The 25,995-nt window shown below is 56.1% G+C and carries 22 protein-coding genes; 11 read left to right on the forward strand and 11 right to left on the reverse strand.

What is annotated here, in order from left to right:
- Nucleotides 1-5 precede the first annotated feature (5 nt).
- The 6 genes from fhuB to hrpB form a co-directional block, all read right to left on the reverse strand.
- Nucleotides 6-1,988, reverse strand: a complete 1,983-nt coding sequence (fhuB, locus tag QRN24_RS11875) for a Fe(3+)-hydroxamate ABC transporter permease FhuB (RefSeq protein ID WP_284942739.1) — start codon at nt 1,986-1,988, stop codon at nt 6-8.
- Nucleotides 1,985-2,875 carry a Fe(3+)-hydroxamate ABC transporter substrate-binding protein FhuD gene (fhuD, locus tag QRN24_RS11880; RefSeq protein WP_138613290.1) on the reverse strand — a complete coding sequence of 297 codons (891 nt, stop codon included), beginning with the start codon at nt 2,873-2,875 and terminating at the stop codon, nt 1,985-1,987. The genes fhuB and fhuD overlap by 4 nt, the downstream gene beginning before the upstream one ends.
- Nucleotides 2,875-3,672, reverse strand: coding sequence for a Fe3+-hydroxamate ABC transporter ATP-binding protein FhuC (gene fhuC / locus QRN24_RS11885; RefSeq protein ID WP_020882606.1), 798 nt, complete (start codon nt 3,670-3,672; stop codon nt 2,875-2,877). Before fhuC ends, fhuD begins: the two co-directional genes overlap by 1 nt.
- A gap of 50 nt (nt 3,673-3,722) precedes the next feature.
- The gene (fhuA, locus tag QRN24_RS11890; RefSeq protein WP_014168684.1) at nt 3,723-5,942 is read right to left on the reverse strand and encodes a ferrichrome porin FhuA; all 2,220 of its coding nucleotides are present in this window, start codon (nt 5,940-5,942) and stop codon (nt 3,723-3,725) included.
- Nucleotides 5,943-6,171: 229 nt separating this feature from the next.
- Nucleotides 6,172-8,697 carry a bifunctional glycosyl transferase/transpeptidase gene (gene mrcB, locus QRN24_RS11895; RefSeq protein WP_025205202.1) on the reverse strand — a complete coding sequence of 842 codons (2,526 nt, stop codon included), beginning with the start codon at nt 8,695-8,697 and terminating at the stop codon, nt 6,172-6,174.
- A 176-nt stretch (nt 8,698-8,873) separates the two neighbouring features.
- Nucleotides 8,874-11,303 carry an ATP-dependent helicase HrpB gene (hrpB, locus tag QRN24_RS11900; protein ID WP_284942740.1) on the reverse strand — a complete coding sequence of 810 codons (2,430 nt, stop codon included), beginning with the start codon at nt 11,301-11,303 and terminating at the stop codon, nt 8,874-8,876.
- A gap of 73 nt (nt 11,304-11,376) precedes the next feature.
- Here hrpB and thpR point away from each other — a divergent pair, with 73 nt between their 5' ends.
- The 9 genes from thpR to panD all read left to right on the forward strand — a co-directional run bounded on the left by thpR (nt 11,377) and on the right by panD (nt 18,339).
- On the forward strand, nt 11,377-11,931 hold the full coding sequence (gene thpR / locus QRN24_RS11905; RefSeq protein ID WP_014168680.1) for an RNA 2',3'-cyclic phosphodiesterase: 555 nt from the start codon (nt 11,377-11,379) through the stop codon (nt 11,929-11,931).
- Entirely contained in the window at nt 11,921-12,625 is a 705-nt protein-coding gene (gene sfsA, locus QRN24_RS11910) for a DNA/RNA nuclease SfsA (RefSeq protein WP_014168679.1), read from the forward strand. The genes thpR and sfsA overlap by 11 nt, the downstream gene beginning before the upstream one ends.
- A 176-nt stretch (nt 12,626-12,801) precedes the next feature.
- The gene (gene dksA, locus QRN24_RS11915) at nt 12,802-13,257 is read left to right on the forward strand and encodes an RNA polymerase-binding protein DksA (RefSeq protein WP_001155232.1); all 456 of its coding nucleotides are present in this window, start codon (nt 12,802-12,804) and stop codon (nt 13,255-13,257) included.
- A gap of 59 nt (nt 13,258-13,316) precedes the next feature.
- Nucleotides 13,317-14,207 (forward strand): tRNA glutamyl-Q(34) synthetase GluQRS, encoded by an 891-nt coding sequence (gene gluQRS, locus QRN24_RS11920; protein WP_014168677.1) that lies wholly within the window; start codon nt 13,317-13,319, stop codon nt 14,205-14,207.
- Between the two features lie 42 nt (nt 14,208-14,249).
- On the forward strand, nt 14,250-15,647 hold the full coding sequence (gene pcnB, locus QRN24_RS11925; protein WP_071605427.1) for a polynucleotide adenylyltransferase PcnB: 1,398 nt from the start codon (nt 14,250-14,252) through the stop codon (nt 15,645-15,647).
- Nucleotides 15,644-16,123, forward strand: a complete 480-nt coding sequence (gene folK, locus QRN24_RS11930) for a 2-amino-4-hydroxy-6-hydroxymethyldihydropteridine diphosphokinase (RefSeq protein ID WP_020882600.1) — start codon at nt 15,644-15,646, stop codon at nt 16,121-16,123. Before pcnB ends, folK begins: the two co-directional genes overlap by 4 nt.
- A gap of 122 nt (nt 16,124-16,245) precedes the next feature.
- Nucleotides 16,246-17,037 carry a 3-methyl-2-oxobutanoate hydroxymethyltransferase gene (gene panB, locus QRN24_RS11935; RefSeq protein ID WP_014168674.1) on the forward strand — a complete coding sequence of 264 codons (792 nt, stop codon included), beginning with the start codon at nt 16,246-16,248 and terminating at the stop codon, nt 17,035-17,037.
- 11 nt (nt 17,038-17,048) lie between these two features.
- Entirely contained in the window at nt 17,049-17,900 is an 852-nt protein-coding gene (panC, locus tag QRN24_RS11940; RefSeq protein ID WP_020882598.1) for a pantoate--beta-alanine ligase, read from the forward strand.
- A 58-nt stretch (nt 17,901-17,958) separates the two neighbouring features.
- The gene (gene panD, locus QRN24_RS11945; protein ID WP_014168672.1) at nt 17,959-18,339 is read left to right on the forward strand and encodes an aspartate 1-decarboxylase; all 381 of its coding nucleotides are present in this window, start codon (nt 17,959-17,961) and stop codon (nt 18,337-18,339) included.
- A gap of 40 nt (nt 18,340-18,379) precedes the next feature.
- On the opposite strand, the gene QRN24_RS11950 is transcribed toward panD, so the two are convergent.
- From QRN24_RS11950 to QRN24_RS11965, 4 genes are all read right to left on the reverse strand, one after another.
- Nucleotides 18,380-19,627 carry a polysaccharide deacetylase family protein gene (locus QRN24_RS11950; RefSeq protein WP_014168671.1) on the reverse strand — a complete coding sequence of 416 codons (1,248 nt, stop codon included), beginning with the start codon at nt 19,625-19,627 and terminating at the stop codon, nt 18,380-18,382.
- A gap of 63 nt (nt 19,628-19,690) precedes the next feature.
- On the reverse strand, nt 19,691-20,131 hold the full coding sequence (locus QRN24_RS11955; protein WP_040018646.1) for a PTS sugar transporter subunit IIA: 441 nt from the start codon (nt 20,129-20,131) through the stop codon (nt 19,691-19,693).
- Between the two features lie 105 nt (nt 20,132-20,236).
- On the reverse strand, nt 20,237-21,007 hold the full coding sequence (locus tag QRN24_RS11960; protein WP_014168669.1) for an ABC transporter permease: 771 nt from the start codon (nt 21,005-21,007) through the stop codon (nt 20,237-20,239).
- Nucleotides 21,004-21,930 carry an ABC transporter ATP-binding protein gene (locus tag QRN24_RS11965; RefSeq protein ID WP_014168668.1) on the reverse strand — a complete coding sequence of 309 codons (927 nt, stop codon included), beginning with the start codon at nt 21,928-21,930 and terminating at the stop codon, nt 21,004-21,006. The genes QRN24_RS11960 and QRN24_RS11965 overlap by 4 nt, the downstream gene beginning before the upstream one ends.
- 107 nt (nt 21,931-22,037) lie before the next feature.
- Here QRN24_RS11965 and can point away from each other — a divergent pair, with 107 nt between their 5' ends.
- The gene (gene can, locus QRN24_RS11970; protein WP_020882596.1) at nt 22,038-22,700 is read left to right on the forward strand and encodes a carbonate dehydratase; all 663 of its coding nucleotides are present in this window, start codon (nt 22,038-22,040) and stop codon (nt 22,698-22,700) included.
- 101 nt (nt 22,701-22,801) lie between these two features.
- Here the strand turns inward: can and hpt are convergent, their stop codons facing one another.
- Nucleotides 22,802-23,338: a hypoxanthine phosphoribosyltransferase gene (gene hpt / locus QRN24_RS11975; protein WP_025205381.1), complete on the reverse strand. Its 537-nt coding sequence runs from the start codon at nt 23,336-23,338 to the stop codon at nt 22,802-22,804.
- A 207-nt stretch (nt 23,339-23,545) separates the two neighbouring features.
- Between hpt and QRN24_RS11980 the strand changes: the two genes are divergently transcribed.
- A complete protein-coding gene (locus QRN24_RS11980; RefSeq protein ID WP_020882595.1) occupies nt 23,546-25,936 on the forward strand; it encodes a glucose/quinate/shikimate family membrane-bound PQQ-dependent dehydrogenase in 2,391 nt (796 codons plus the stop codon).
- Nucleotides 25,937-25,995 lie beyond the last annotated feature (59 nt).

Here is a 25,995-nt window from a genome sequence, read left to right on the forward strand (position 1 = left end):
CCCTTCTACCTGCTTTGCTTTCTCAACAAATAGATAAAGTACGGCGCACCGATAAACGTCGACAGCAACCCGGCAGGTATCTGGTACGGGAACAGCACCATCCGCCCCAGCCAGTCAGCCACCACCAGTATTACGCCCCCCGTCAGCGCCGACATCACAATGTGCGGCATCGTGCGACGAAAGCCCATCATTCTGGCAATGTGCGGCGCCATTAAGCCGACAAAACTCAGCGGGCCGATGGTCATGGTGGCCGTTGCCGTGAGGCATGCGGCCAGCAGCAGTAACCCGATACGGGACGGCGCCAGGGCCATCCCCACCGCACGCGCGGTCTCGCCGCCCAGCGGCAGAATGGTCATCCAGCGACGACACAGCGGCACCATCGCCAGCAATACGATCATTGCAATCCCGGAATGCACGACCTGGCTGCCGGTGGCGCTGTACGTTGAACCGGAGATCCAGGTCAGGATCTTGGCCATACGCGGATCGCCACTCGCCTGCAGCATCATCAGCAGCATGGTAAATGCCGTGCTGAGCGCCATCCCGGCAAGCAGCATCCGGTGAGGGGAAAACCCGCCACGCCCGGAGGCAATGAGGATGATCAGCAGCGTCACCGCCGCGCCAACGCTCCCGGCAGGCATCAACCAGCCGAAGGCATTTCCCGGCACCAGGAACAGCATCAGGACCACGCCAAAGGCGGCACCAGAACTGATACCCAGAACCTCCGGGCTGGCCATCGGATTACCGGTCAGACGCTGGATAATACAGCCCGCCACCGCCAGCATGACCCCGGCGATTAACGCCGAGAGAATGCGCGGCCAGCGCCACTGCATGAGTTCGTTAAGCAGATCCCCAGACGCCCAGTGCCAGCCCACCGCATCGCGTCCGAAAGCGAGCGCGGCAAATGAGATAACAATGAGCACTGCCAGCCCGGCAAGGCTGAACCCCAGCACTGACTGGCGCTCAGCATAGACCTTATCGCCAGCATCCATCGCTGGCGCGCTGATACTGCGCAGACGCGGCAGCAGCCACAGCAGCAGCGGTGCACCGATAAGCGCCGTCATCGAACCGGTAGACACTTCCATCCAGACGCGTGCCAGCCAGAGAATGATTTGATCGGAAAGCCAGAGGATCAACGCGCCAATCAGCGGGGCTAACATCAGGCGCGCCAGCAGGCGGCGCGCACCGAGCATTTTTGCCAGCAGCGGCGCAAACAGTCCGATAAACCCGATGATGCCTACCGCATTAACCAGCAGGGCACTGAGCACAATTGCCAGCGTCAGCGCCCCCAGACGGGCCAGCGACAGCGCCAGCCCCAGGTTACGCGCCACGCCATCATCAAGACCCATTAACGTCAGCGGGCGCAAGAGCAGCAGCGTCAACATGACGCCACCGGCGATCTGCGGCCACAGACGCTGCACGACGCTCCAGTCGGTCTGGGTGAGCGTACCGGTGCTCCAGAGGAACATGCTTTGCAGCTGATCGTGATGGAACAGCACCAGCAGCTGATTAATCGCGCCGCAGTACAGGCTCACCACCAGCCCCGCAAGAATAAGCGTGACGGGGGAGAGACGTTTGCCCCAGGCGACGCCGAATACCAGCGCGCCCACCACACACGCACCGGCGAGGGCAGCAAACTGCGAGGTCAATGCCCCAGGCAACGCCCAGAGTGTGGTAATCGTGATCCCAAGCTGTGCCCCGGTCGCCACGCCAAGCGTCGTCGGCTCGGCCAGTGGGTTACGCAGTACCTGCTGGAATAAAACGCCCACCAGTCCTAATCCCGCACCGACCAGCAGCGAAATCGCAAGCCGCGGCAACAGACTGTAGTGGAACAGCATTTGCTGAATATTATCGATATCTGGCGTCACCAGCGCCGCACGCCACTGGTCGCGCGGTAAGGCCGTCGACAGATTGAACCAGGTCAATGCCAGCGCGCACAGGAAAAGGAGGCAAAGCAACAGTGCCGGGAAACGGGCAATACGCGTACTCATGCCTGGCCTCCCAGCGCGTTGTCCAGCACGCGGGCAAAGTGCATGGCAGAAAGCGTCGCGCCGTAGAACCATACCGCAGGTGCGCGCAGGAACCGTTTTTCACGCACAAACGGCATTGCCTGCCAGAGCGGCGTCGCCATCAGGGTTTGCATCTCCCGCTCGTTGCCGTGGTCAAAGCACAACACATCCACATCGCGAAATGCCGCAAGACGATCAATCCCCACGGCGGTGCTGCCCCAGAAGGTCATCTCCCCTTCCCAGGCATTACGAATACCAAAACTGTCGAGCACGTCCTGGAACAGGCAGTTTTTCCCAAAGACCAGCATATGGCGGGCATCCAGTAGCGTCACCATCAGCAGCGGGCGATCGCCCCGGTGAGCAAAACGCGGCTTCAGGGTGTTAATCAGGGCATCAAAATCGTCGAGATGTTTTTTGGCCTCAACCTCACGGTTAAGGAACTGTGCCATCTCGTGGAGGGAGTTTTTCGCCATCGCCAGCGGATTTTTACCGTCGCTGAAGGAGAAACCACGGCCGGGCGCAATCCGTGCCATTGTCTCTTCTGACGGGCCGTAACCTGCAGACCAGAACAGGAATGACGGCTTCATCTGGGTGAGCAGTTCGAGATTTGGCTCGGTGCGCAGGCCGATGTCGATTACCGAGTCCGGTAGCCTCGGCTCATTCACCCATAGCCTGTAGTTGGGAATATCCGCCACGCCATAGGGCGTAACGCCCAGCGCCATCATCAGCTCTACCGGCAACCATTCCAGCGCCACAATGCGGTGTGGATCGACCGCAGCCGCACGCGCGGTATTCATTTTTAACAGCAGCGGTGAAAGCGCCAGTGCCGTCAGCAGACGACGGCGACTCATCAACATAGAATCCAGCATCAGTACACAAAGCTCACCGGTGCAGCCCCGGCAGGGTGAGGCAAAATCCCCATTGGAATACCGTAAATGTGTTCCAGCGTTTCACTGCGCATCAGTTCAGATGGCGTCCCCTGGGCGATCATCTCACCGCCGCGCAGGGCAACGAGGTAATCGCAGTAACGCGCGGCCATGTTGATATCATGCAGGACCGCGATAACCGTCAGACCGCGCTGCTGGCTTAAACGATGCACCAGCGCAAGCACGTCGACCTGATGGGCAATGTCCAGCGCAGAGGTCGGTTCGTCGAGCAGCAGGCAGCGGCTGTCCTGGGCCACCAGCATTGCTATCCACGCGCGCTGACGTTCCCCTCCTGACAGGCTGTCTACCAGACGGTGGGCCAGCGGTTTTAGCCCCACCAGCGCAATCGCCTCTTCCACTTTCTCTCTGTCGGCCACGCCGAAACGGCCAAGCGCGCCGTGCCACGGATAACGCCCAATCGCCACCAGTTCACGCACGGTCATCCCCTCCGCCTGCGGCAACTGCTGCGGCAGATACGCCACTTTGCGGGCAAAGGCTTTACTGCTCCAGCTCTCCAGCGGCTGACCGTCCAGCAGGATATCGCCTTCTGACGGCGGCTGATGGCGGCCAAGCATTTTGAGCAGCGTTGATTTACCAGAGCCGTTGTGACCAATCAGGCCTGTCACTTTACCTGCCGGGAAGGTCAAAGAGAGCGGATGCAGCAGGGTGCGTCCGGGCACGCGAAAGGAGAGATTATTGAGCGTGAAGGTGGTGTCGGATTGCGTTTGATTATCCTGCATATCGGCCAACTTAAATAAAAAGGGCACGGCGAACCGTGCCCGAAGAGAGATTAGAAGCGGAAGGTCGCGGTGGCGACAACCTGACGTTCAGCACCCCAGTAGCATGCATAATCCTTGTAGCAGCTGGAGACATATTCCCGATCGAACAGGTTATTCACGTTCACCGCCACAGATGACCCCGGCAGACCCAGACGGGCCAGATCGTATTTCACCATCGCATCGGCAAGGGTGTAGCTCGCGACGTTAAACGGCTGATCTTTTTTGTCGCCGCTTGAGTAGTAGCTCACCGTGTTACCAATGTAACGGGTACCGGCACCAATCGTCAGGCCGCTTAAGGCCGTGTCGGTGAAGGTGTAATCTGCCCACAATGACGCCTGATTACGCGGCACTTCCGCCGGACGTTTACCTTCAAAGGTGCTGTCATGGGTGTACTCAGCATCAATAAAGCTGTACGCCGCGGTCACATTAATATTGGCGTTAACCGCTGCCTTCGCTTCCAGTTCGAAACCACGAGAACGGATCTCACCGGTCTGGATACTGTGAGTATTCGTTGGATCGTTCGGATCCGCCGTCAGGTTCTTATCTTTCGTCAGCTGGAACAGCGACGCGGTGACCACAACCGGCAGGTCTTTCGGCGCGTATTTCACACCCGTTTCATACTGCTTACCGCGGGAAGGGTCGAACGGTGTGCCGTTACGATCGGCGCCCGATACCGGCTCAAACGACTCGCTGTAGCTGAAGTAAGGTGAAATACCGTTATCAAAGAGATAGTTAATTCCCCCGCGCCAGGTGAAAGCCTGGTCGTGGTTTTCAGCCAGCGAATCGGCCGTACCGCGCGTCAGCGTTGAGGCCATCACGTAGTCGTAGCGTCCGCCCAGCGTCAGCACCCACTTATCCCACTCCGCCTGATCCTGAGCATAGAGCCCGGTCTGTTCATTACGGTTAACGACGGAATAGTTAGACCATGGCAGGTTGGTGTTGATGTTCGCGTTGCCGTAATCCGGGTTCTGGATATCAATAGGGTCGGCGGAACCGTACAGCGCATTGATATCATTACGCATACGCGAGTAATCAACGCCCGTCAGCAGCGTGTGGTCTACGGCGCCCGTCGCGAATGTCGACTGCAGCTGAGTATCCACGGTGAACATATTCAGATCTTCATCTGAACGCACATAAGCGCGGTTAATTTTGCCAGGCTCAGCGTAGCCATTGCCGTAAACAGAGCGGTAGAGCGTATGCACTTTTGCGTAACGCAGATTCTGACGCACGGTGAACGTGTCATCAAACTGATGCGAGAAGCTGTAACCAATCAACTGCTGGCGACGAGCCATCTTATTATCCGCTTCACCTTCGTTGAAATCGGTTGGGATCTTATGCTCATTGCCGTTTGCGTCACGGTATGGCACCACGGTCCCTTCCCGTGGCAACCAGCCGTAGTAGCCCGCTTCCGGATCGTTCTGGAAATTGCTCAGGAAGGTGAAATCGGTTTTGTCATCCGGACGCCAGCTAAAGGAGGGCGCAATCGCATAGCGGGTTGATTTTGACATCTCCTGCTGTGCGTTCTGACTACTGCCAAGACCGGTCAGGCGGTACGACCACACGCCATCTTCATCGATTGCATCACTGAAATCGAAGCCCGTTTGCCACAGGTTATTGGTCCCCATTTTAAACTGGACTTCTTTCAGCGGCTCGGTCAGTGGGCGTTTGCTCACCATACTGACGATACCGCCGGGATTGCTGTTGCCGTAGAGCACAGACGTAGGTCCGCGCATCACTTCTACGCGCTCAAGGAAGTACGGATCCATGGAAGCTTCGGAGTAGTTATTCCCCATCAGCTTCATGCCATCGAGATACTGGTTGGTGTTTACCGTCGAAGGCGCGGTAAAACCACGAATTGAGACCACATCATAGGTGGTGGAGCTGCCGCGGGTCGCAAACACGCTCGGCGTATAGCCCAGCGCCTCTTTTACGGTCGCTGGCTGGCGGCGTTCCATTTCATCACGCGTCACCACGGAAATAGACTGCGGGGTCTTTTCAATCGCGGTATCGGTTTTGGTCGCCGTTGCCGTGCGTTTTGCTGCGATCGTTGGCGCAGGCCCCCACGGACTTTCCTGGGCGGCAGGCGCGGCGGTGACGGTGATGGTTTCTTCTTTTTTCTGGGTTTCAGCCGCATGTGCATACGTAGACATGCCGGCAACCGCTGTGGCTACGACGACCGCGATTTTTCGCAGCGACGTGTGAATTGGCTGAGCAGTATTGGAAAGCGCCATGTTTATCTCTGATGGAAAAGTGAATGATAACGTAAACGAGAATTATTATTATGACCGCAGAATAATATGCGAAACGCTGGCTGCATAGCAAGCAGTAAGCGGCCCTACGAGAATTAAGGGTTTAAGAAATAAACAAGAGAAAACGAAGGGTTAATCAGAATGAAAACGGGGGTTAAGGAAATGGAAAGTACAGGTAAAAAAATCCCCCCTTTCGGGGGGATGTGAGGCGTTAGTTACCGCCGAACATATCTTTAATCCAGCCCGCGACACCGTCGCTGTCTTTTTTCTCATTCTGCTGCTGCGGCTGTTGTTGCGGCTGCTGCTGAGGCTGAGAAGACTGCTCGAACGGGTTACCCGTCGGTTGCTCTGGCTGGCTTTGCTGGCACAGCGAATCCGGGTTGGTGGTCCAGACAGGCAAGGTACGCATACCGCCGCCACAGACAAAGTTACCAGAACCGTCCACGCCCATATCGACGATATCTTCCGGCGCCACCAGATTCAGCGGTACCGGAGACTGATTCGCCAGATAGCGCTGGTAAATCGACATCGCCCCGCTCGCACCGTACAGTTTGGTTGGCTGGTTGTTATCGCGGCCTACCCAGGTGATCACCACTTCACGGCCATCGATACCGGCGAACCAGGTATCCACGTTGTTGTTAGTGGTCCCGGTTTTACCTGCCAGATGCAGGCCCGGATACTTCGCACCCAGTTGACGTCCGGTCCCCCGCTGCACAACCTGCTGCATCGTCCACAACGTCATATAGGCTGCCTGCGCTGGCACGGCACGTTCCGCTTGCGGGAAGCTCTGATACAGCACGGAGCCATCCTCGGCAATCACCGAACGCAGAGCAGAGAGCGGTGCACGGTTACCCCCGCTGGCAATGGTCTGGAACGCCTGAGCCACTTCGATCGGCGTCAGGTTAAGCGCCCCCAGGATCATCGCCGGAACAGGATGGAGCTGATCTTTCGGCACACCCAGTTTCTGCCAGGTGTCGACAATCGCCGGCAGACCGAGCGCCATACCCAGGTTCACCGTTGGCACGTTCATCGAGCGGGTCAACGCATCCACCAGCATGACCTGGCCGCTGAACTGTTTATCGTCGTTCTGCGGAGACCATACCTGGCCGTTAGGCTGGCGCAGGGAAATCGGCGCATCGGCAATCCAGGTATTCAGGCGATACTGGTTAGGCTGACTCAGGGCGGTAAGATAGGTTGCCGGTTTTGCCAGTGAACCAATCGAACGTCGCGCCTGCATTGCACGGTTGTAGCCTGCGAACTGCGGCTCAGCACCACCCACCATGGCGCGAACTTCGCCGGTGTTACGGTCAACCACCACCATCGCGGTTTCAAGATCGCTCAGCTTACGCTGTTTCTTCAGCGCCGGGATGCCTTCCACCGCGGCTTTTTCAGCGGCTTCCTGCGCCACGGAATCGAAGGTGGTAAAGATCTTCACGCCGGAGAGATCTTTCACCTTATCACCGAGCTTGCTTTGCAGCTCCTGACGCACCAGCTGCATAAACGCAGGCTGAGGCGAGATCACGCCACCGCGCGGCTGAACGCCGAGTGGTCGCGCGCTCAGCATGTCGTACAGCTCCTGGTCAATCACCTGCTGTTGTTGCAGCAGACGTAGCACCAGGTTACGACGTTCCAGCGCCAGTTTCGGGTTACGCCACGGGTTATAAATGGACGCCCCTTTCACCATGCCCACCAGCAGCGCCTGCTGGTCAAGGCTCAGCTCTTCCACCGGACGACCAAAGTAGTACAGACTTGCCAGCGGGAAGCCGCGGATTTCGTTATCCCCGCTCTGACCGAGGTACACCTCGTTCATGTACAGCTCAAGGATACGATCCTTGCTGTAACGCGCATCCATCAGTACGGCCATGTACGCTTCGTTGGCTTTACGCCAGTAAGAGCGTTCACTGGAGAGGAACAGGTTCTTCACCAGCTGCTGGGTCAGCGTACTCGCCCCCTGTACCGTCCGTCCGGCGGTCAGGTTAGCCAGCACCGCACGGCCAATCGAGTAGAGGCTGATGCCATCATGCTCATAGAAGTGACGGTCTTCGGTTGCCAGCAGGGTATCAACCAGCAGGTCCGGGAAGCCGTTACGGGCAACGAACAGACGTTGTTCGCCGTTCGCCGACGAGAGCATGGTGATCAGACGCGGATCGAGACGGAAGAAACCGAACTGACGGTTGTTATCCATGTTCTCGATGGTGTCCAGACGATCGCCGTCAAAGGTCAGACGCGCACGCACCTGGCCCTCTTTGCTGTCCGGGAAATCAAACGGACGGCGGATCATCTCAATGCTTTTCGCCTGCACGGTAAATTCGCCAGGACGCGTCATTTTCGACACCTGACGATACTGGGTGGCTTCCAGCAGTTTCACCATCTCGTTCTTGCTGATGGACATATCTGGCTCAAGGTTCACCATGCGGCCATACACCGCCGCAGGCAGTTGCCAGACTTTTCCGTCGATACGGCTACGGATCTTCTGATCCAGATAGACGCCGTAAATCGCCATCAGCACAACAAATACAATGAACAGCTTCAGCAGCAGCCAGAACCAGCCGCGCTTGCCCCGAGGCTTACGCCCTTTGCCTTTCCCTTTACGCGGCATCGGTTCTTCATCCTCATAATCGTCTTCATAGTCATCGTCATAGTCCTCATCTCTGAGGCGACGACGGCTTACCTTTTCTTTCGCCGGACGCGTTGGTTTTCCCTTACGTCCTATTGGCTCGCGGTCATTCCCCGCCATGCTTTTTCTCCGCAACTTTCAGGCGCAAGGGCCCGATTCTCTTTTCTTCCACTGGCCTGTGAAAGAAGAAATCTCTCAAAGTAAACAGCAAGACCTTCCAGACAGGAACGTCTTTAGTATTTTCTCCCGCACCCTGCGGGTGAGGGCATCAAGCCGCACGTTCCCAGCCACGCCCGTCACGAATACTTCTTCGTCCGTCGTGTCGGTGCCGTATTTGCCGGATCGTCCGGCCAGACATGTTTGGGATACCGCCCCTTCATCTCTTTTTGCACGTCACGGTAGCTCCCCGCCCAGAATGCCCCCAGGTCGCGGGTAATCTGTAACGGGCGATGGGCTGGCGACAACAGCTCCAGCACCAGAGAGACGCGCCCTTGCGCCACAGAAGGCGTGGTGGCCTCTCCAAACATTTCCTGCATACGTACCGCCAGCGCCGGAGGATTATCCTCGTGATAACGAATGGCAATCCGGCTTCCGGTCGGCACAGTGTAATGCCCTGGCAGTTCACTATCCAGACGTTGACGTAATGACCAGTCCAGTAAATTCTGTAACGCGACCTTAACATCAAGCGCTTTTAGCGCACGCAGCGAGTGTACACCGTGCATTTGCGGCAGCAGCCAGCGTTCCAGCGAGCCCAGCAATGTCTCATCATCGACCGCGGGCCAGTCATACTCCGGTAGCCAGCGCGCGGCACAGTGCAGACGAATACGGTACTGTTCCGCCTCTGGCGTCCAGTTCAACACCCCTAACCCTTTGTCCCGGATGCCGTTCAGCATGGCCAGATGCAGCACCTCTTCCGACGGTTTTGCCAGCGGTGTGGTGCCGAGGATCAGTTTACCTGTCTGGCTGCGACGAAACGCCTTCAGCGTGCCCTGAGCCTCATCCCATTCCACGGTATCGGATTGCTGGATCAACTGCGGACAGGCACGCGTCAGGGCATCTATATCCACCGCGATAGCCTGTAAAATACGCGCGTCCGGGGAGTGGCTACCCTGTAACAGTAACGGCGCAATCAGCCATTCGTGACGCGTCATGGCGTCATCGCTGTCCAGCATCGCACCCATGCCATTGGCCAGTTGATATCGCCCGTCCAGACCGCGACGACACGCGATCCTGTCGGGAAACGCCTGCGCTAACAGAGGCGCGATAGCCGCGCTGTCTGGCGATCCGGCTTTGCCGTTGAGTCGCCGGCAAAGCTGCTGCGCCCGCTGCTGCCAGTTCCCCTGATTGCGGGAAAAGGCCTGCGCCAGATCGCTGCTGCCACCGCGCGGTGGCTCCTCAAGAATAGCCGCCAGTTTCGCCGCCGTAGCAATTTCATCTTCCCCCTGCGCGGCCACCAGCATCGCCGCCAGGCGAGGGTCATTGCCCAGCGCGGCCATTTTTTGCCCGCGGGATGACAATCGCTCACCATCAAGCGCCCCCAGGCGGTTCAGTAAGGCCCGGGCAGCAGCAAGGTTCGCGGCGGGTGGAGGATTAAGCCAGGTCAGCTGTGCCGGATCCGGGCATCCCCACTGCAGAAGATCCATCACCAGCCCCGCCAGATCGCTGTGTAAAATTTCCGGCGTGCTTTGCTGTGCAGCGCGTTCAGCCTGCTCCGCGCTGGTCAAATGCAGGCAGATACCGGGCTCAAGACGTCCCGCACGGCCTGCTCGCTGGACCATTGACGCCTGGCTTATGCGCTGCGTCAGCAGTTTAGTCAGCCCGGTACGCGCGTCAAAGCTCGCCACCCTCTCCTGCGCACTGTCCACCACCAGGCGAATGCCTTCTATGGTTAAACTGGTTTCGGCAATATTGGTTGCCAGCACCACCTTACGCTGCCCCGCGGGCGCGGGCAGGATTGCTTTACGCTGATCCGCCAGTGACAGCGCGCCGTAGAGCGGGCAAAGCAGCACGTCACTTCCCACCCGGGAAGCCAGTTGGTCCTGCACGCGCTGGATCTCGCCTACGCCTGGCAAAAACAGCAGTAGCGATCCCGATTCCTGGCGGAGCAATTCGGCGGTTGCGATGGCTACCGCGTCGTCAAAACGCTGATGGGCAGGCAATGGTTGATAGCGACGCTCAACGGGAAATGCTCTGCCTTCGGAGGCGATAACCGGCGCGTCGGGCAACGTCTGCTGCAGTCGCTCGTTATCCAGCGTAGCGGACATGATAAGCAACCGGAGGTCGTCGCGTAGCCCTTGCTGAACATCAAGTAACAGCGCCAGTGCCAGATCTGCCTGCAGGCTACGCTCGTGGAATTCATCCAGAATCACCAGCCCGACGCCGTTTAACTCCGGATCGTTTTGCAGCATGCGGGTCAGGATCCCTTCGGTCACCACCTCAAGGCGCGTGGACGGGCCAACACAGGTTTCGGCGCGCATACGGTAACCCACCGTCTCGCCCGGCTTTTCACCAAGCAGTTCCGCCAGGCGCTGCGCTACGTTCCGTGCGGCCAGCCTGCGCGGCTCCAGCAGGATAATTTTCCCGCGGACAGTGCCCTCTTTGAGGATCTGCAGCGGCAGCCAGGTGGATTTACCTGCGCCCGTCGGGGCGTTAAGTAAAACCTGCGGGGCATGGTGTAAGGCAGCAAGAAGCTCAGGAAGGACGACGGCGACCGGCAATGAGGACACTAACAACTCCAGAGGGTTAACATTAGTCGGCGTACATTGTAGCATCGGCGCATACCATTACCGAGTCCCCTGTATGTCTGAGTCGAAACGGCTGTTTTTTGCCATAGAATTGCCCTCCACGCTGCAGCGAAAAATCGTTCGCTGGCGAGCCAGCCATTTTCCCCAGGACGCAGGCCGTCCGATCGCGGCGGCAAACCTGCACCTGACGCTGGCCTTTCTGGGCGATGTCAGCGCCGAAAAACAGCGCGCGCTGGCAGCAATGGCTGGCCGCATTTCTCAGCCGGCGTTTACGCTGCACCTCGACGACGCGGGCCAGTGGTTGCGCTCACGCGTGGTCTGGCTGGGCACGCGCCAGCCGCCACGCGGGCTTTTACAGCTTGCCAGTATGTTGCGCGCCCAGGCGGCTCGCAGCGGGTGTTACCAGAGTCCGCAGCCGTTTCATCCGCATATCACCCTGCTGCGCGATGCCGGTCAGGCCGTTGCCATTCCGCCACCCGGCTTTCACTGGGACGTTGAGGTCAATACTTTCGCGCTTTACGAATCGGTCTTTACCCAAGGACGCACCCGTTATACGCCGCTACAGCGCTGGTCGCTGGGCGATACCCTAAGGAATTCTGATGAAGTTTAGTCCTGCCCTGCAGCACGCCACGCTGGTTCAACGCTACAAACGCTTTCTCGCTGATGTGATCACCCCCGAAGGTGAACAGCTCACGCTGCACTGCCCGAACACCGGTGCCATGACCGGCTGTGCGACGCCGGGTGACACGGTCTGGTATTCCACTTCAGAAAATACTAAACGCAAATATGCCCATACCTGGGAAATGACCGAGACGCAAAACGGGGCATTTATTTGCGTGAATACCCTGCGCGCCAATCAATTAGTTAAGGAAGCATTGACCCTTGGCACCCTGCCCGAACTGGTGGGGTATGGCACGCATAAAAGTGAAGTCAAATATGGCGATGAAAGCAGCAGAATTGACTTCATGTTACAGGCGGAAGACCGGCCCGAGTGCTATATTGAAGTAAAATCAGTGACGTTAGCGGAACAGGAAAACGGCTACTTCCCGGATGCGGTCACGCTACGGGGGCAGAAGCATCTGCGGGAGCTGATGAGTGTTGCGGCGGCGGGCAAACGCGCCGTATTGCTGTTTGCGGTTTTACATTCAGCCATTGAACGATTTTCTCCAGCCCGCCATATTGATCTCAAATACGCGCAATTGTTGAATGAGGCACAAAAGCAGGGGGTGGAGGTTTTGGCTTATAAAGCGGAACTTTCTGCCGATAATATGACTCTGAGATCCTCTCTTCCCATTGTCTTATAAGGGATTAGACGATTGACTATTAAGTGTTCTGGCCGCGTGCGCAAATACGCTTTTCCTCACAGGCTTGTCAAGTGTTACGTTTAGATAATTGCCATACGGAAAAGCATCTGCTATTTATAGCGACCTGATTTTTCCCCCAACACGGGGATCGATAGTGCGTGTTAAGGAGAAGCAACATGCAAGAAGGGCAAAACCGTAAAACATCGTCCCTGAGTATTCTCGCCATCGCTGGGGTGGAGCCGTATCAAGAGAAGCCGGGCGAAGAGTATATGAACGAAGCCCAGCTGTCGCACTTCAAGCGTATTCTTGAAGCATGGCGTAATCAACTCAGGGATGAAGTCGATCGCACCGTTACTCATATGCAGGATGAAGCTGCTAACTTCCCGGACCCGGTAGACCGTGCCGCTCAGGAAGAAGAGTTCAGCCTCGAACTGCGTAACCGTGACCGCGAACGCAAACTGATCAAAAAGATTGAAAAAACGCTGAAAAAAGTCGAAGACGAAGATTTTGGCTACTGCGAATCCTGCGGTGTTGAAATCGGAATTCGTCGCCTGGAAGCGCGTCCAACCGCCGATCTGTGCATCGACTGTAAAACGCTGGCAGAAATCCGCGAAAAACAGATGGCCGGTTAATACCAGCGCTGTTTACACACTCCAAAGGCGGGAGTTTCTCCCGCCTTGTTACTGTTGATATGTCTGAATCACACTATATTGGGCGCTTCGCGCCATCCCCTTCTGGTGAATTACACTTCGGCTCATTAATTGCCGCCCTCGGCAGCTACCTGCAGGCTCGCGCCCGTCACGGTAAATGGCTGGTCCGCATTGAAGATATTGATCCTCCGCGTGAAGTTCCCGGTGCAGCAGATACCATTCTGCGTCAGCTGGAACATTACGGTCTTCACTGGGACGGTGACGTCCTCTGGCAGTCAAGGCGACATGATGCCTACCGGGAACGCCTGGCGTGGCTCCACGCACAAGGGCTCTCCTACTACTGCACCTGCACCCGCGCGCGTATTCAGAGCGTGGGTGGCGTCTATGACGGCCACTGCCGCACGCGCAATAACGGCCCAGAACTGGCCGCCGTGCGCATAAAGCAGCATGCCCCGGTGACGCACTTTACTGATTTACTCTCCGGCGAAATCCATGCGGATGAACGTCTTGCACGCGAAGATTTTATTATCCACCGCCGTGACGGCCTGTTCGCCTATAACCTGGCGGTAGTGGTTGATGACCATTTCCAGGGCGTGACGGAAATTGTGCGCGGGGCTGACCTGGTGGAACCTACCGTGCGACAAATATCGCTCTATCACCAGTTTGGCTGGAACGCGCCGGATTACATTCATCTGCCGCTGGCGGTCAATGAACAGGGCTTTAAACTGTCAAAACAAAATCATGCGCCCGCCCTGCCAGACGGCGATCCGCGCCCTGTTTTGATCGACGCGCTGCGATTTCTCAACCAGAATGTAACCAACGAATGGCAGGATTTGCGAATTGATGAACTGCTGAAAATGGCGATCGCCAACTGGACGCTGACGACCGTGCCAAAAATCCAGCATTCTCAAATGCGTTGCGCTGAGCTATGATTAGCCGCTTTTTTCATAACAAAACACACTACGAGGTGTACTATTTTTACCCGAGTCGCTAATTTTTGCCGTAAAGTGCTAAGCCGCGAAGAGAGCATGGCGAACGACGCTATTGCGCAAAACCGCATGTCGGTTATTCCACGTGAGCAGCACAATATTTCCCGCAAAGATATCAGTGAAAATGCCCTCAAGGTGCTCTATCGTCTGAATAAAGCAGGCTACGAGGCCTATCTCGTTGGCGGTGGGGTGCGTGATTTACTGCTGGGCAAAAAACCAAAAGATTTCGACGTGACGACCAGCGCCACGCCAGAGCAGGTGCGCAAATTATTCCGTAACTGTCGCCTTGTTGGCCGTCGTTTTCGTCTTGCTCACGTCATGTTTGGGCCGGAAATTATTGAAGTGGCGACCTTCCGCGGTCACCACGAAGCGGGCGAATCCGATCGCACCACCTCCCAGCGCGGCCAGAACGGCATGCTGCTGCGGGACAATATCTTCGGCTCTATCGAAGAAGATGCCCAGCGTCGCGATTTCACGATCAACAGCCTTTACTACAGCGTGGCAGATTTCACCGTCCGTGATTACGTCGGCGGCATGCAGGACCTGAAAGACGGTCTGATTCGCCTGATCGGCACGCCGGAAACGCGTTATCGTGAAGACCCGGTGCGTATGCTGCGCGCCGTACGTTTCGCCGCCAAACTCTCAATGCGCATCAGCCCGGAAACCGCAGAGCCGATACCGCGTCTGGCGACGCTGATTAACGACGTGCCGCCAGCCCGTCTGTTTGAAGAGGCGCTGAAGCTGCTGCAGGCCGGTTACGGCTACGAAACCTACAAGCTGCTACGCGAATACAGCCTTTTCCAGCCCCTGTTCCCGACCATTACGCGCTGCTTTACCGAAAACGGTGACAGCCCAATGGAACGCATGATTGCGCAGGTGCTGAAGAATACCGATACCCGCATTCACAACGATATGCGTGTGAACCCGGCGTTCCTGTTTGCCGCGATGTTCTGGTATCCGCTGCTGGAAGCGGCGCAGAGAATTGCGCAGGAAAGCGGTCTGGCCTACTACGATGCGTTTGCGCTGGCCGCAAATGACGTGCTGGATGAAGCCTGCCGCACGCTCGCCATTCCAAAACGTATTACGACGCTGGTGCGTGATATCTGGCAGCTTCAGCTGCGCATGTCTCGTCGTCAGGGTAAACGCGCCTGGAAGCTGATGGAGCATCCTAAATTCCGCGCTGCGTTCGATTTACTGTCGCTGCGTGCTGAAATTGAACGGAACCAGGAACTGCAGCGTCTGGCGCAGTGGTGGGGAGAATTCCAGGTTTCAGCACCGCCAGAGCAGAAAGATATGCTCGTCGACCTCGATGACGAACCGACGCCGCGTCGTCGCCACCGTCGTCCGCGCAAACGTGCGCCGCGCCGTGAAGGTACGGCATGACCCTGGCGTACATTGCCATCGGCAGCAATCTGGCCTCTCCGCTGGAGCAGGTTAATGCTGCCGTTCAGGCGCTGGGTGAAATCCCACAAAGCCGTATTGTGGCGGTCTCTTCTTTCTACCGGACACCGCCGCTGGGTCCACAGGATCAGCCTGATTACCTGAATGCCGCCGTGGTGCTGGACACTGCGCTGAATGCCGACACGCTGCTGGATAATACTCAGCGAATCGAACTGCAGCAGGGCCGCGTACGCAAAGCCGAACGCTGGGGGCCGCGCACCCTCGATCTCGACATTATGCTGTTTGGCCATGAGGTGATTAACACCCCCCGTCTCACCGTTCCGCACTACGACATGAAAAATCGCGGCTTTATGCTCTGGCCGCTGTTCGACGTTGCCCCTGACCTCACCTTCCCTGACGGCCTCTCGCTGAAGGCAGTGCTGGATAGCCTCGACGCAGAAAAACCAGCCCGCTGGTGATCCGCATTTTTACCGGTTAACCCTCACGAAATTGTGGTTAATCGGTTGCCTAAAATCATTGTTCCCTCAAATGTTACTGTTAGAATGCGCAAAGATTCGCTTTTGGGCTATCAGGAAACAGTATGAAACCAACCACCATCTCCTTACTGCAGAAATGCAAACAGGAAAAGAGACGCTTCGCCACCATTACTGCGTATGACTACAGCTTCGCTAAGCTTTTTGCCGAAGAGGGTATCACTGTCATGCTGGTCGGAGATTCGTTAGGGATGACGGTACAAGGCCATGATTCCACCCTGCCGGTGACGGTCGAAGATATTGCCTACCATACCCGTGCCGTGCGCCGCGGGGCACCTGCCTGTCTGCTGCTTTCCGATCTGCCTTTTATGGCCTACGCGACGCCAGAGCAAGCGTTCGAGAATGCGGCAACCGTCATGCGTGCCGGGGCCAATATGGTCAAAATCGAAGGCGGAGCCTGGCTTGCAGAGACCGTGAAAATGCTCACCGAACGTGCCGTGCCGGTCTGTGGTCATCTGGGTCTGACGCCGCAATCCGTCAATATTTTTGGCGGCTATAAGGTGCAGGGCCGCGGTGATGCAGCACAGACGCTGTTTGAGGATGCCCTGGCGCTGGAAGCCGCTGGCGCACAGCTGCTGGTGCTGGAGTGTGTGCCGGTTGAACTGGCAAAACGCATCACCGAGGCGCTGTCGATTCCGGTGATTGGCATTGGCGCAGGCAACGTTACCGACGGTCAGATTTTAGTGATGCACGACGCCTTTGGTATTACCGGCGGTCATATCCCTAAATTCGCCAAAAATTTCCTGGCAGAAGCAGGCGACATGCGTGCTGCTGTGCGGCAGTATATTGCCGACGTTGAATCCGGTGTTTACCCGGGTGAAGAACACAGTTTCCATTAAGGAGTCTTGTTGTGCTAATCATTGAAACCCTGCCGCTGCTTCGCCAGCATATCCGTCGTGCACGTCAGGAAGGTAAACGTATCGCACTGGTTCCCACGATGGGTAACCTGCATGACGGCCATATGAAGCTTGTCGATGAAGCCAGAGCGCGTGCAGATATCGTGGTGGTCAGTATCTTCGTGAACCCCATGCAATTTGACCGTGCCGACGACCTGGCGCGCTATCCGCGCACCCTGCAGGAAGATTGCGAAAAACTCAAAAAACGCCATACGGACATTGTCTTCTCTCCGGCACCTGCAGACGTCTACCCGCAGGGGACCGAGGACGCGACCTACGTGGACGTGCCGGGCATTTCAACCATGCTGGAAGGCGCCAGCCGTCCGGGCCATTTCCGCGGCGTTTCAACCATCGTCAGCAAGCTGTTTAACCTGGTGCAGCCCGACGTTGCCTGCTTCGGTGAGAAGGACTTCCAGCAGCTGGCGTTGATCCGTAAGATGGTCGCCGACATGGGTTATGATATTGAGATCGTGGGCGTGCCGATTGTGCGTGCCAAAGACGGTCTGGCGCTCAGTTCCCGTAACGGGTACCTTACCGCGGATGAGCGTAAAATCGCGCCGGGATTGAGCAAGGTCATGAATACCATGGCGGAACAGCTTGTGGCTAAAGAGCTGAGCGCAGAAGAGATCGTTGCCCTCGCCGAACAGGCGCTGAACGACAAAGGCTTCCGCGCTGACGATATCCAAATCCGTGATGCCGATACGCTGCTTGAGCTGACCGATACCAGCAAGCGCGCGGTGCTTCTGGTGGCTGCATGGCTCGGTCAGGCACGCCTTATCGACAATAAAGTGGTTGAGCTGGCATAACTCTCTACCTCCCCTCGTTCGCGGGGGGGTTAACGCATGATGATTAAAGGTAAACGTAATGATTCGCAAAATGCTGCAAGGTAAGCTTCACCGTGTGAAAGTCACTCAGGCCGACCTGCACTATGAAGGCTCCTGCGCCATTGATCAGGATTTTCTTGATGCAGCGGGCATCCTTGAAAACGAAGCCATTGATATCTGGAACGTGAATAACGGTAAGCGCTTCTCTACCTATGCGATCGCGGCGGAACGCGGCTCCAGAATTATCTCCGTGAATGGCGCTGCCGCTCACTGTGCCGACGTCGGTGATATCGTCATCATCGCCAGCTTCGTGATGATGTCTGACGAAGAAGCCCGTCGCTGGCAGCCAAAAGTGGCGTACTTCGAAGGCGACAACGAAATGAAACGCACCGCGAAAGCCATTCCGGTCCAGGTTGCCTGATATCCTGAAGGCTGTGAACCGTTCACAGCCTTCTCTCACCTCATCCCTGCGGCTGATTACTGATAAGCCGCGACATCGTCTCCAGCGAATCCGTCCTTAAAATATACAGTCGCTTAAGCAGGAACGGATTGTCCCCGGGCTTCACTTTGCCTTTTACCGTTGTCACCGCCAGGTGGAACCCTGCGTCATTCGCTGCTTTTACCGCTTTGTCGTCATAGGCGCCAAACGGATAAGAGAGATAGAGCACGTGCGGGTTAAATTGCGCCAGCGCCCGGCGTGAACGCGCGAAATCGAACAAAATCACGTGATGGCTACGGCTCAGTAAGATCGGGTGTTTATTGCCGTCCACCCGATGCAAGAAGTGGGTATGAGACTGGATATCAAACACATCCTGGATCTGCTCAAGCTCAGAGACACTCATAAACTGCAGGTATTTCGGCGCCCACTTCTGCGGATGACGTTTTATACGCGACGAGATGATAAACGCCGTCGCCTTGAATCCATACGCTTTGAGGACGGGATACGCATAGCGGCTCACCGACTTCAGCCCGTCATCAAAGGTGATCACCACAGACTTCGCCGGCAGGTTCATTTTGTTACGCACATACCCTTCAAGCTGAGCCATCGTCAGCGTGGTATAGCCCTGATCGCGAAGCCAGGTCATCTGGTTGCTGAACGCACGCACGCTGGTGGTCGTGGAGGTATGCCGGAAACGGGTGTTCTCCTCATCACGCAGGATATGGTGATAGGTCAGGACCGGGATACCGTTATCTTCCTGCGCATCCAGGCTGCTGATCCACGCCAGACGATTGCCGATGCGGATCTGATACCAGGTCTGGTTCAGACGGTCTTTAAGTTTATTCAGAATGGGGTAGCGAAGGTTAGCACTCATCGTGCCGAAAGGAGCGCTTCCGCTGCTGGGGGCGTTAAAGACAGGCGTGTCTTTCCAGGTTATCAGGTTCTGGTTACTCAGCGGTTTATTCAAATCGCCAAGGCTGTCTTCCACCCGCTGTTTGCCCTGCACGTCTTCCAGGTGCTCTTTATCAATAAAGCCCGTGCCGAAGCCAAAACGAAACTCGTAATAATCAGCGGATGTGGGGACGACGGCCAGGATTTGCCCGGCACGGATATTGCCGACATTGACCACATTGTTACCTACTTGCGCCCAGATAGCCGCATCTTCGGTGGTTTGCATATATCGGGCGGGAAGCCCTTGCTGAGCGATCAGGCTGGCAGATGCGCCGCCGGAAACCAGCAGCAACAGAAGGAACACAACGCGCATGAACATGGAATATTAATCGACACGAAAAATCAGCCACCATTGTAACAAAAGCAGCATCAATACCAATGTTTAATTCTTATACAAATCATGGAGCAAGACAAAGGGAGGATTTTTTTGCTGCTGATGCCACAGGCTGCTGACGCCGGCCACTTTTTTGTCGACGATCGCATGACGGAATTCAGCGCTGCTTAAGGTTTCCCGAAAGGGATACATGTATTCCAGCAGCAAAGAGTTAATGCCTGATATCACTTCACAGTTGTCGTGCTTGTGGCTCAACAATGCCGCAGAGCGATAAGGTGCCGCGCCGGATTTATCGGTCAGGAAGATGACGCCGTCACCGGTGTCGGTTTCATGCAGGGCATCGCACATCATGCGGCTGAGCATGTTGGTGCTCAATCCACGCCAGTAGTTAACCGCACGGCATTGCGCCAGCGGACCAAATCTGGCCTCCAGTTTATCCAGCATATCCTGCGCCTGTTCATCATGGCAGGCGATCACCCATCCCAGCATCACTCTCTCCTTAGCAGGCAAGTAGTTTAGCGGAGTGAAGGTTAGCGTACGGTGATAACAATCAAAGAAAAGCGCCCGGCAAACAGAATGTCGCCGGGCGGAAGATTAGCTGCGCAGACCGCGTCCACGCTGAATCAGAGACCAGCACAGCAGGTAGAAAGCGATAATAAACACCACCAGCACCGCAACCGTGGTAATCAGTGGCACATCCGTAATGCCGAGGAAACCAAAGCGGAAGCCGCTGATCATATAAACAATCGGGTTCAGGTGTGACAGCGCCTGCCAGAACGGCGGCAGCAGCGTCAGGGAGTAGAACACCCCGCCAAGATAGGTCAGTGGCGTCAGCACAAAGGTCGGGATCAGGCTGATATCATCGAACGTTTTAGCAAACACCGCGTTCAGCAGACCGGCCAGCGAGAACAAGATGGCCGTCAACAGTAACGTGAGCGCCACGAACAGCCATGAATGCACCTGGAACGGCACAAAGAACAGGGAGATCGCCGTCACCAGAATCCCCACACAGAGACCGCGCGCCACGCCGCCGCCCACATAACCCGCAATGATCACATGCGTTGGTACCGGCGCGACCAGCAGCTCTTCAATGTTACGCTGGAACTTGGCGCTAAAGAATGATGATGCCACGTTAGCATAGGCGTTGGTGATCACCGCCATCATGATCAGGCCCGGCACAATAAACTGCATATAGGTAAAGCCGTGCATTTCACCAATGCGGGAACCGATGAGGTTACCGAAGATGATGAAGTAGAGCGTCATGGTGATCACCGGCGGTACCAGGGTTTGCACCCAGATACGCATAAAGCGGTTAATCTCTTTCGCCCAGATGCTTTTCAGCGCGACCCAGTAAAGATGCGTCATGCCTTGTCTCCTTGTTTATCCTGCACCAGAGAGACAAACAGCTCTTCCAGTCGGTTCGCTTTGTTACGCATACTTAATACCTGAACACCCTGCGCGCTCAGCTGTGAGAACACGCTGTTAATGCCCTGCTCGCGCAGCACTTCCACTTCCAGCGTTGAGGTATCCACCAGACGATAGTTATAACCTTCCAGCGTCGGCAGCGGGCTTTTCGCCGCCAGGTCAAGAATGAAGGTTTCGGATTTCAGCTTGGCGAGCAGGCTCTTCATCGAGGTGTTTTCCACCAGCTCACCGTTCTGAATGATGCCGATATTGCGACACAGCATCTCCGCCTCTTCGAGGTAGTGCGTGGTCAAAATAATGGTCGTGCCTTTGTCGTTGAGGTCCTTCAGGAAGCCCCACATTGAACGACGCAGTTCGATATCCACGCCCGCGGTGGGCTCATCAAGGATCAGCAGCTTTGGCTCATGCATCAGCGCACGGGCAATCATCAGACGGCGCTTCATCCCGCCAGACAACATGCGCGCACGTTCATTGCGTTTTTCCCACAGATCGAGCTGTTTGAGGTACTTTTCGCTGCGCTCCACCGCTTCTTTGCGCTCAACACCGTAGTAACCCGCCTGATTAACCACGATTTGCTGCACTGTCTCGAACGGGTTGAAGTTGAACTCCTGCGGTACCAGTCCGAGCTGGCGCTTGGCATTCACCACATCTTTTTGCAGGTCGTAGCCAAACACGCTCACCCGGCCGGACGTTTTGTTGACCAGCGAACTGATAATGCCAATGGTGGTGGATTTCCCCGCCCCATTCGGCCCCAGAAGCGCGTAGAAATCCCCCGCTTCCACTTTGAGATCTATCCCACGCAGCGCCTGAACGCCGCCTGGATAGGTTTTTTTGAGCTGCTCAAGCTCCAGTGCAATCGCCATGAATTAAACTTACCTTAGGTTCTGACACACGTTGTGTGGTTTCATTAAAAGTCGAGTTACCCTATATTAGCGCAACGCAATCACTCGGTTACAGGTCGCTAACCTCCATGAACGACATAGATACACTCATCAGCAACAATGCACTATGGTCAAAAATGCTGGTGGAGGAAGACCCCGGATTTTTTGGAAAGCTCGCGCAGGCGCAAAACCCACGCTTTCTCTGGATTGGATGTTCCGACAGCCGCGTTCCGGCAGAGCGCCTGACAGGCCTCGAGCCTGGCGAACTGTTTGTGCACCGTAATGTTGCCAACCTGGTGATCCATACCGACCTCAACTGCCTTTCGGTTGTTCAGTACGCCGTTGACGTTCTGGAGGTCGAGCACATCATTATTTGTGGCCACTATGGCTGCGGCGGTGTGCAGGCCGCGATTGAAAATACCGAACTCGGGTTAATCGATAACTGGCTGCTGCATATCCGCGATATCTGGTTCAAACATAGCTCACTGTTGGGTGAAATGCCGCAGGAGCGTCGTCTCGATACCCTTTGCGAGCTGAACGTGATGGAGCAGGTTTATAACCTTGGCCATTCCACCATCATGCAATCGGCGTGGAAACGCGGGCAAAAAGTCTCGATCCACGGCTGGGCGTACGGTATTCACGATGGTCTGCTTCGTAACCTGGAAGTGACCGCCACCAACCGTGAAACGCTGGAGCAGCGCTATCGTTCCGGGATAGCTAACCTGAAGCTTAAGCACGTCAACCATAAATAGCTGCCTGTAAGCGGTTCAGATAAAAACAAAACGGCAACCCAGGTTGCCGTTTTTACTGTGTGTCCCCTCGTCAGAGGGCAACAGGCCGCACGTCACAAACCTTACTCGTCGAGCAGGATCACTTTACCCACATACGGCAGATGACGGTAACGCTGCGCGTAGTCAATGCCATAGCCCACGACGAACTCGTCAGGGATAGAGAAGCCGACAAACTCTACCGGCACCTGCACTTCACGGCGGCTGGGTTTATCCAGCAGGGTGCAGATCGCCAGGGATTTTGGCTCACGCAGGCTCAGGATCTCGCGCACTTTAGAGAGCGTGTTGCCGGAGTCGATGATGTCCTCAACGATCAACACATCTTTGCCACGAATATCTTCATCCAGATCTTTCAGGATTTTCACATCACGGGTTGTGGACATGCCGCTGCCGTAGCTGGAGGCGGTCATAAAATCGACCTCATGGGACACCTGCACTTCACGGCACAGGTCTGCCATGAACATGAAAGAGCCACGTAAAAGACCGACCAGCACCATTTCGCTGCCGCTGTCCTTGTAATGTTCGGTGATTTGACGACCCAGTTCGGCGATACGCGCTTTGATCTCGGCTTCCGGGATCATCACTTCAACAGTATGTTTCATATTACTAACCATATGATTTTAATGAAAATCTCTCAATGCGGATGAATGTTACTCCGGCATCGATACGCAAGCCAGCCATTATATCAGTAAATGGATACACCTGGCGCATGAGTTATAAAAAGCAAATATTGTGATTCCGATCACACTTGTTAATACCTATAATTAGTTGCTAGCAAATAATTAACAAAACTGACGAGTACACTTTCTATGGCTGAAATAAAAACTCAACAGCCACGTCTACTGGTGACATTAACAGCGCTATTCGCCGCCTTCTGCGGCCTGTATCTGTTAATCGGTGGCGTCTGGCTGGCCGCAATTGGCGGCTCCTGGTACTACCCTATTGCGGGTCTGGTTATGCTTGGCGTAACCGTCCTGTTGTGGCGTAGAAAACAATCCGCGCTATGGCTTTATGCTGCTTTACTCCTCGCAACCATGATCTGGGGCGTCTGGGAAGTCGGTTTCGACTTCTGGGCACTGACGCCGCGCAGTGACATCCTGGTCTTCTTTGGTATCTGGCTGATCCTGCCTTTCGTATGGCGTCGCCTGATTGTTCCTTCAAGCGGTGCCGTTGCGGCGCTGGTGGTTGCCCTGCTGATCAGCGGTGGCATTCTCACCTGGGCCGGTTTTAACGATCCGCAGGAGATTAACGGTACGCTGAATGCCGAATCCACCCCAGCTGCGGCTATCTCGCAGGTCGCGGATGGCGACTGGCCAGCTTATGGCCGTAATCAGGAAGGTCAGCGCTACTCCCCGCTCAAGCAGATCAACGCGGACAACGTTAAGAACCTGAAGGAAGCCTGGGTATTCCGTACCGGCGACCTGAAGATGCCAAACGATCCAGGTGAACTGACCAACGAAGTGACGCCGATTAAAGTCGGTAACATGCTTTATCTGTGCACCGCGCACCAGCGTCTGTTCGCGCTTGATGCGGCCACCGGTAAAGAGAAATGGCACTTCGATCCACAGCTGAACTCCAACCCGTCGTTCCAGCACATCACCTGCCGTGGCGTCTCTTACCACGAAGCGCGTGCTGATAATGCGAGCCCTGAAGTCATTGCCGACTGTCCTCGCCGCATCATGCTGCCGGTAAACGATGGCCGCCTGTTCGCGATCAATGCCGAAACCGGTAAGCTGTGTGAGACCTTTGCCAACAAAGGTATCCTGAATCTGCAGACCAACATGCCGGACACCACGCCGGGTCTGTATGAGCCAACCTCACCGCCGATCATCACCGATAAAACTATCGTGATTGCCGGCTCGGTGACCGATAACTTCTCCACCCGCGAAACCTCTGGCGTTATCCGTGGTTTTGACGTGAACACCGGTAAACTGCTGTGGGCCTTCGACCCGGGCGCGAAAGATCCAAATGCGATCCCATCGGACGAACACACCTTTACCTTTAACTCACCTAACTCCTGGGCACCGGCGGCGTATGACGCGAAGCTGGACCTGGTCTACCTGCCGATGGGCGTCACCACGCCAGATATCTGGGGGGGTAACCGTACGCCTGAGCAAGAGCGTTATGCCAGCTCTATCGTGGCGCTGAACGCGACCACCGGTAAACTGGCCTGGAGCTACCAGACTGTTCACCACGACCTGTGGGATATGGACATGCCGTCCCAGCCAACGCTGGCTGACATTACCGTTAACGGCAAAACCGTTCCGGTGATTTATGCACCCGCGAAAACGGGCAACATCTTTGTGCTGGATCGCAGCAACGGTAAGCTGGTTGTCCCGGCACCCGAAAAACCCGTTCCGCAGGGCGCTGCCAAAGGCGACTATGTCACCAAAACACAGCCGTTCTCTGACCTGAGCTTCCGTCCGAAGAAAGATCTCAGCGGTGCAGACATGTGGGGTGCCACAATGTTTGACCAGCTGGTGTGCCGCGTGATGTTCCATCAGCTGCGCTATGAAGGTATCTTCACGCCACCTTCTGAGCAGGGCACGCTGGTCTTCCCGGGTAACCTGGGCATGTTCGAATGGGGTGGGATCTCCGTTGACCCTAACCGTCAGGTGGCGATTGCCAACCCGATGGCCCTGCCGTTTGTTTCTAAGCTTATTCCACGCGGTCCAGGCAACCCAATGGAGCAGCCTAAAGATGCTAAAGGCAGCGGTACAGAAGCGGGTATTCAGCCGCAGTATGGCGTGCCCTATGGCGTCACGCTGAACCCGTTCCTGTCGCCGTTTGGTCTGCCGTGTAAACAGCCTGCCTGGGGTTATATCTCCGGCCTGGATCTGAAAACTAACCAGATCGTCTGGAAAAAACGTATTGGTACGCCTCAGGACAGCATGCCGTTCCCGATGCCGGTTCCTGTCCCGTTCAATATGGGTATGCCAATGCTGGGTGGTCCAATTTCTACCGCCGGTAACGTGCTGTTCATCGCGGCAACCGCCGATAACTACCTGCGCGCGTACAACATGACCAACGGTGAAAAACTGTGGCAAGGCCGTCTGCCAGCAGGTGGACAGGCAACGCCGATGACCTATGAAGTGAATGGCAAGCAGTACGTTGTCATCTCTGCGGGTGGTCACGGTTCGTTTGGTACGAAGATGGGCGACTACATTGTGGCTTATGCTTTACCCGACGACGCTAAATAACTAACACCGCCAACGGTAAAAAAAACGGCAACTTCGGTTGCCGTTTTTATTGCTTATCC

The organism is Enterobacter sp. MEB024 (assembly GCF_030209635.1).
GTDB lineage: Bacteria > Pseudomonadota > Gammaproteobacteria > Enterobacterales > Enterobacteriaceae > Enterobacter > Enterobacter ludwigii.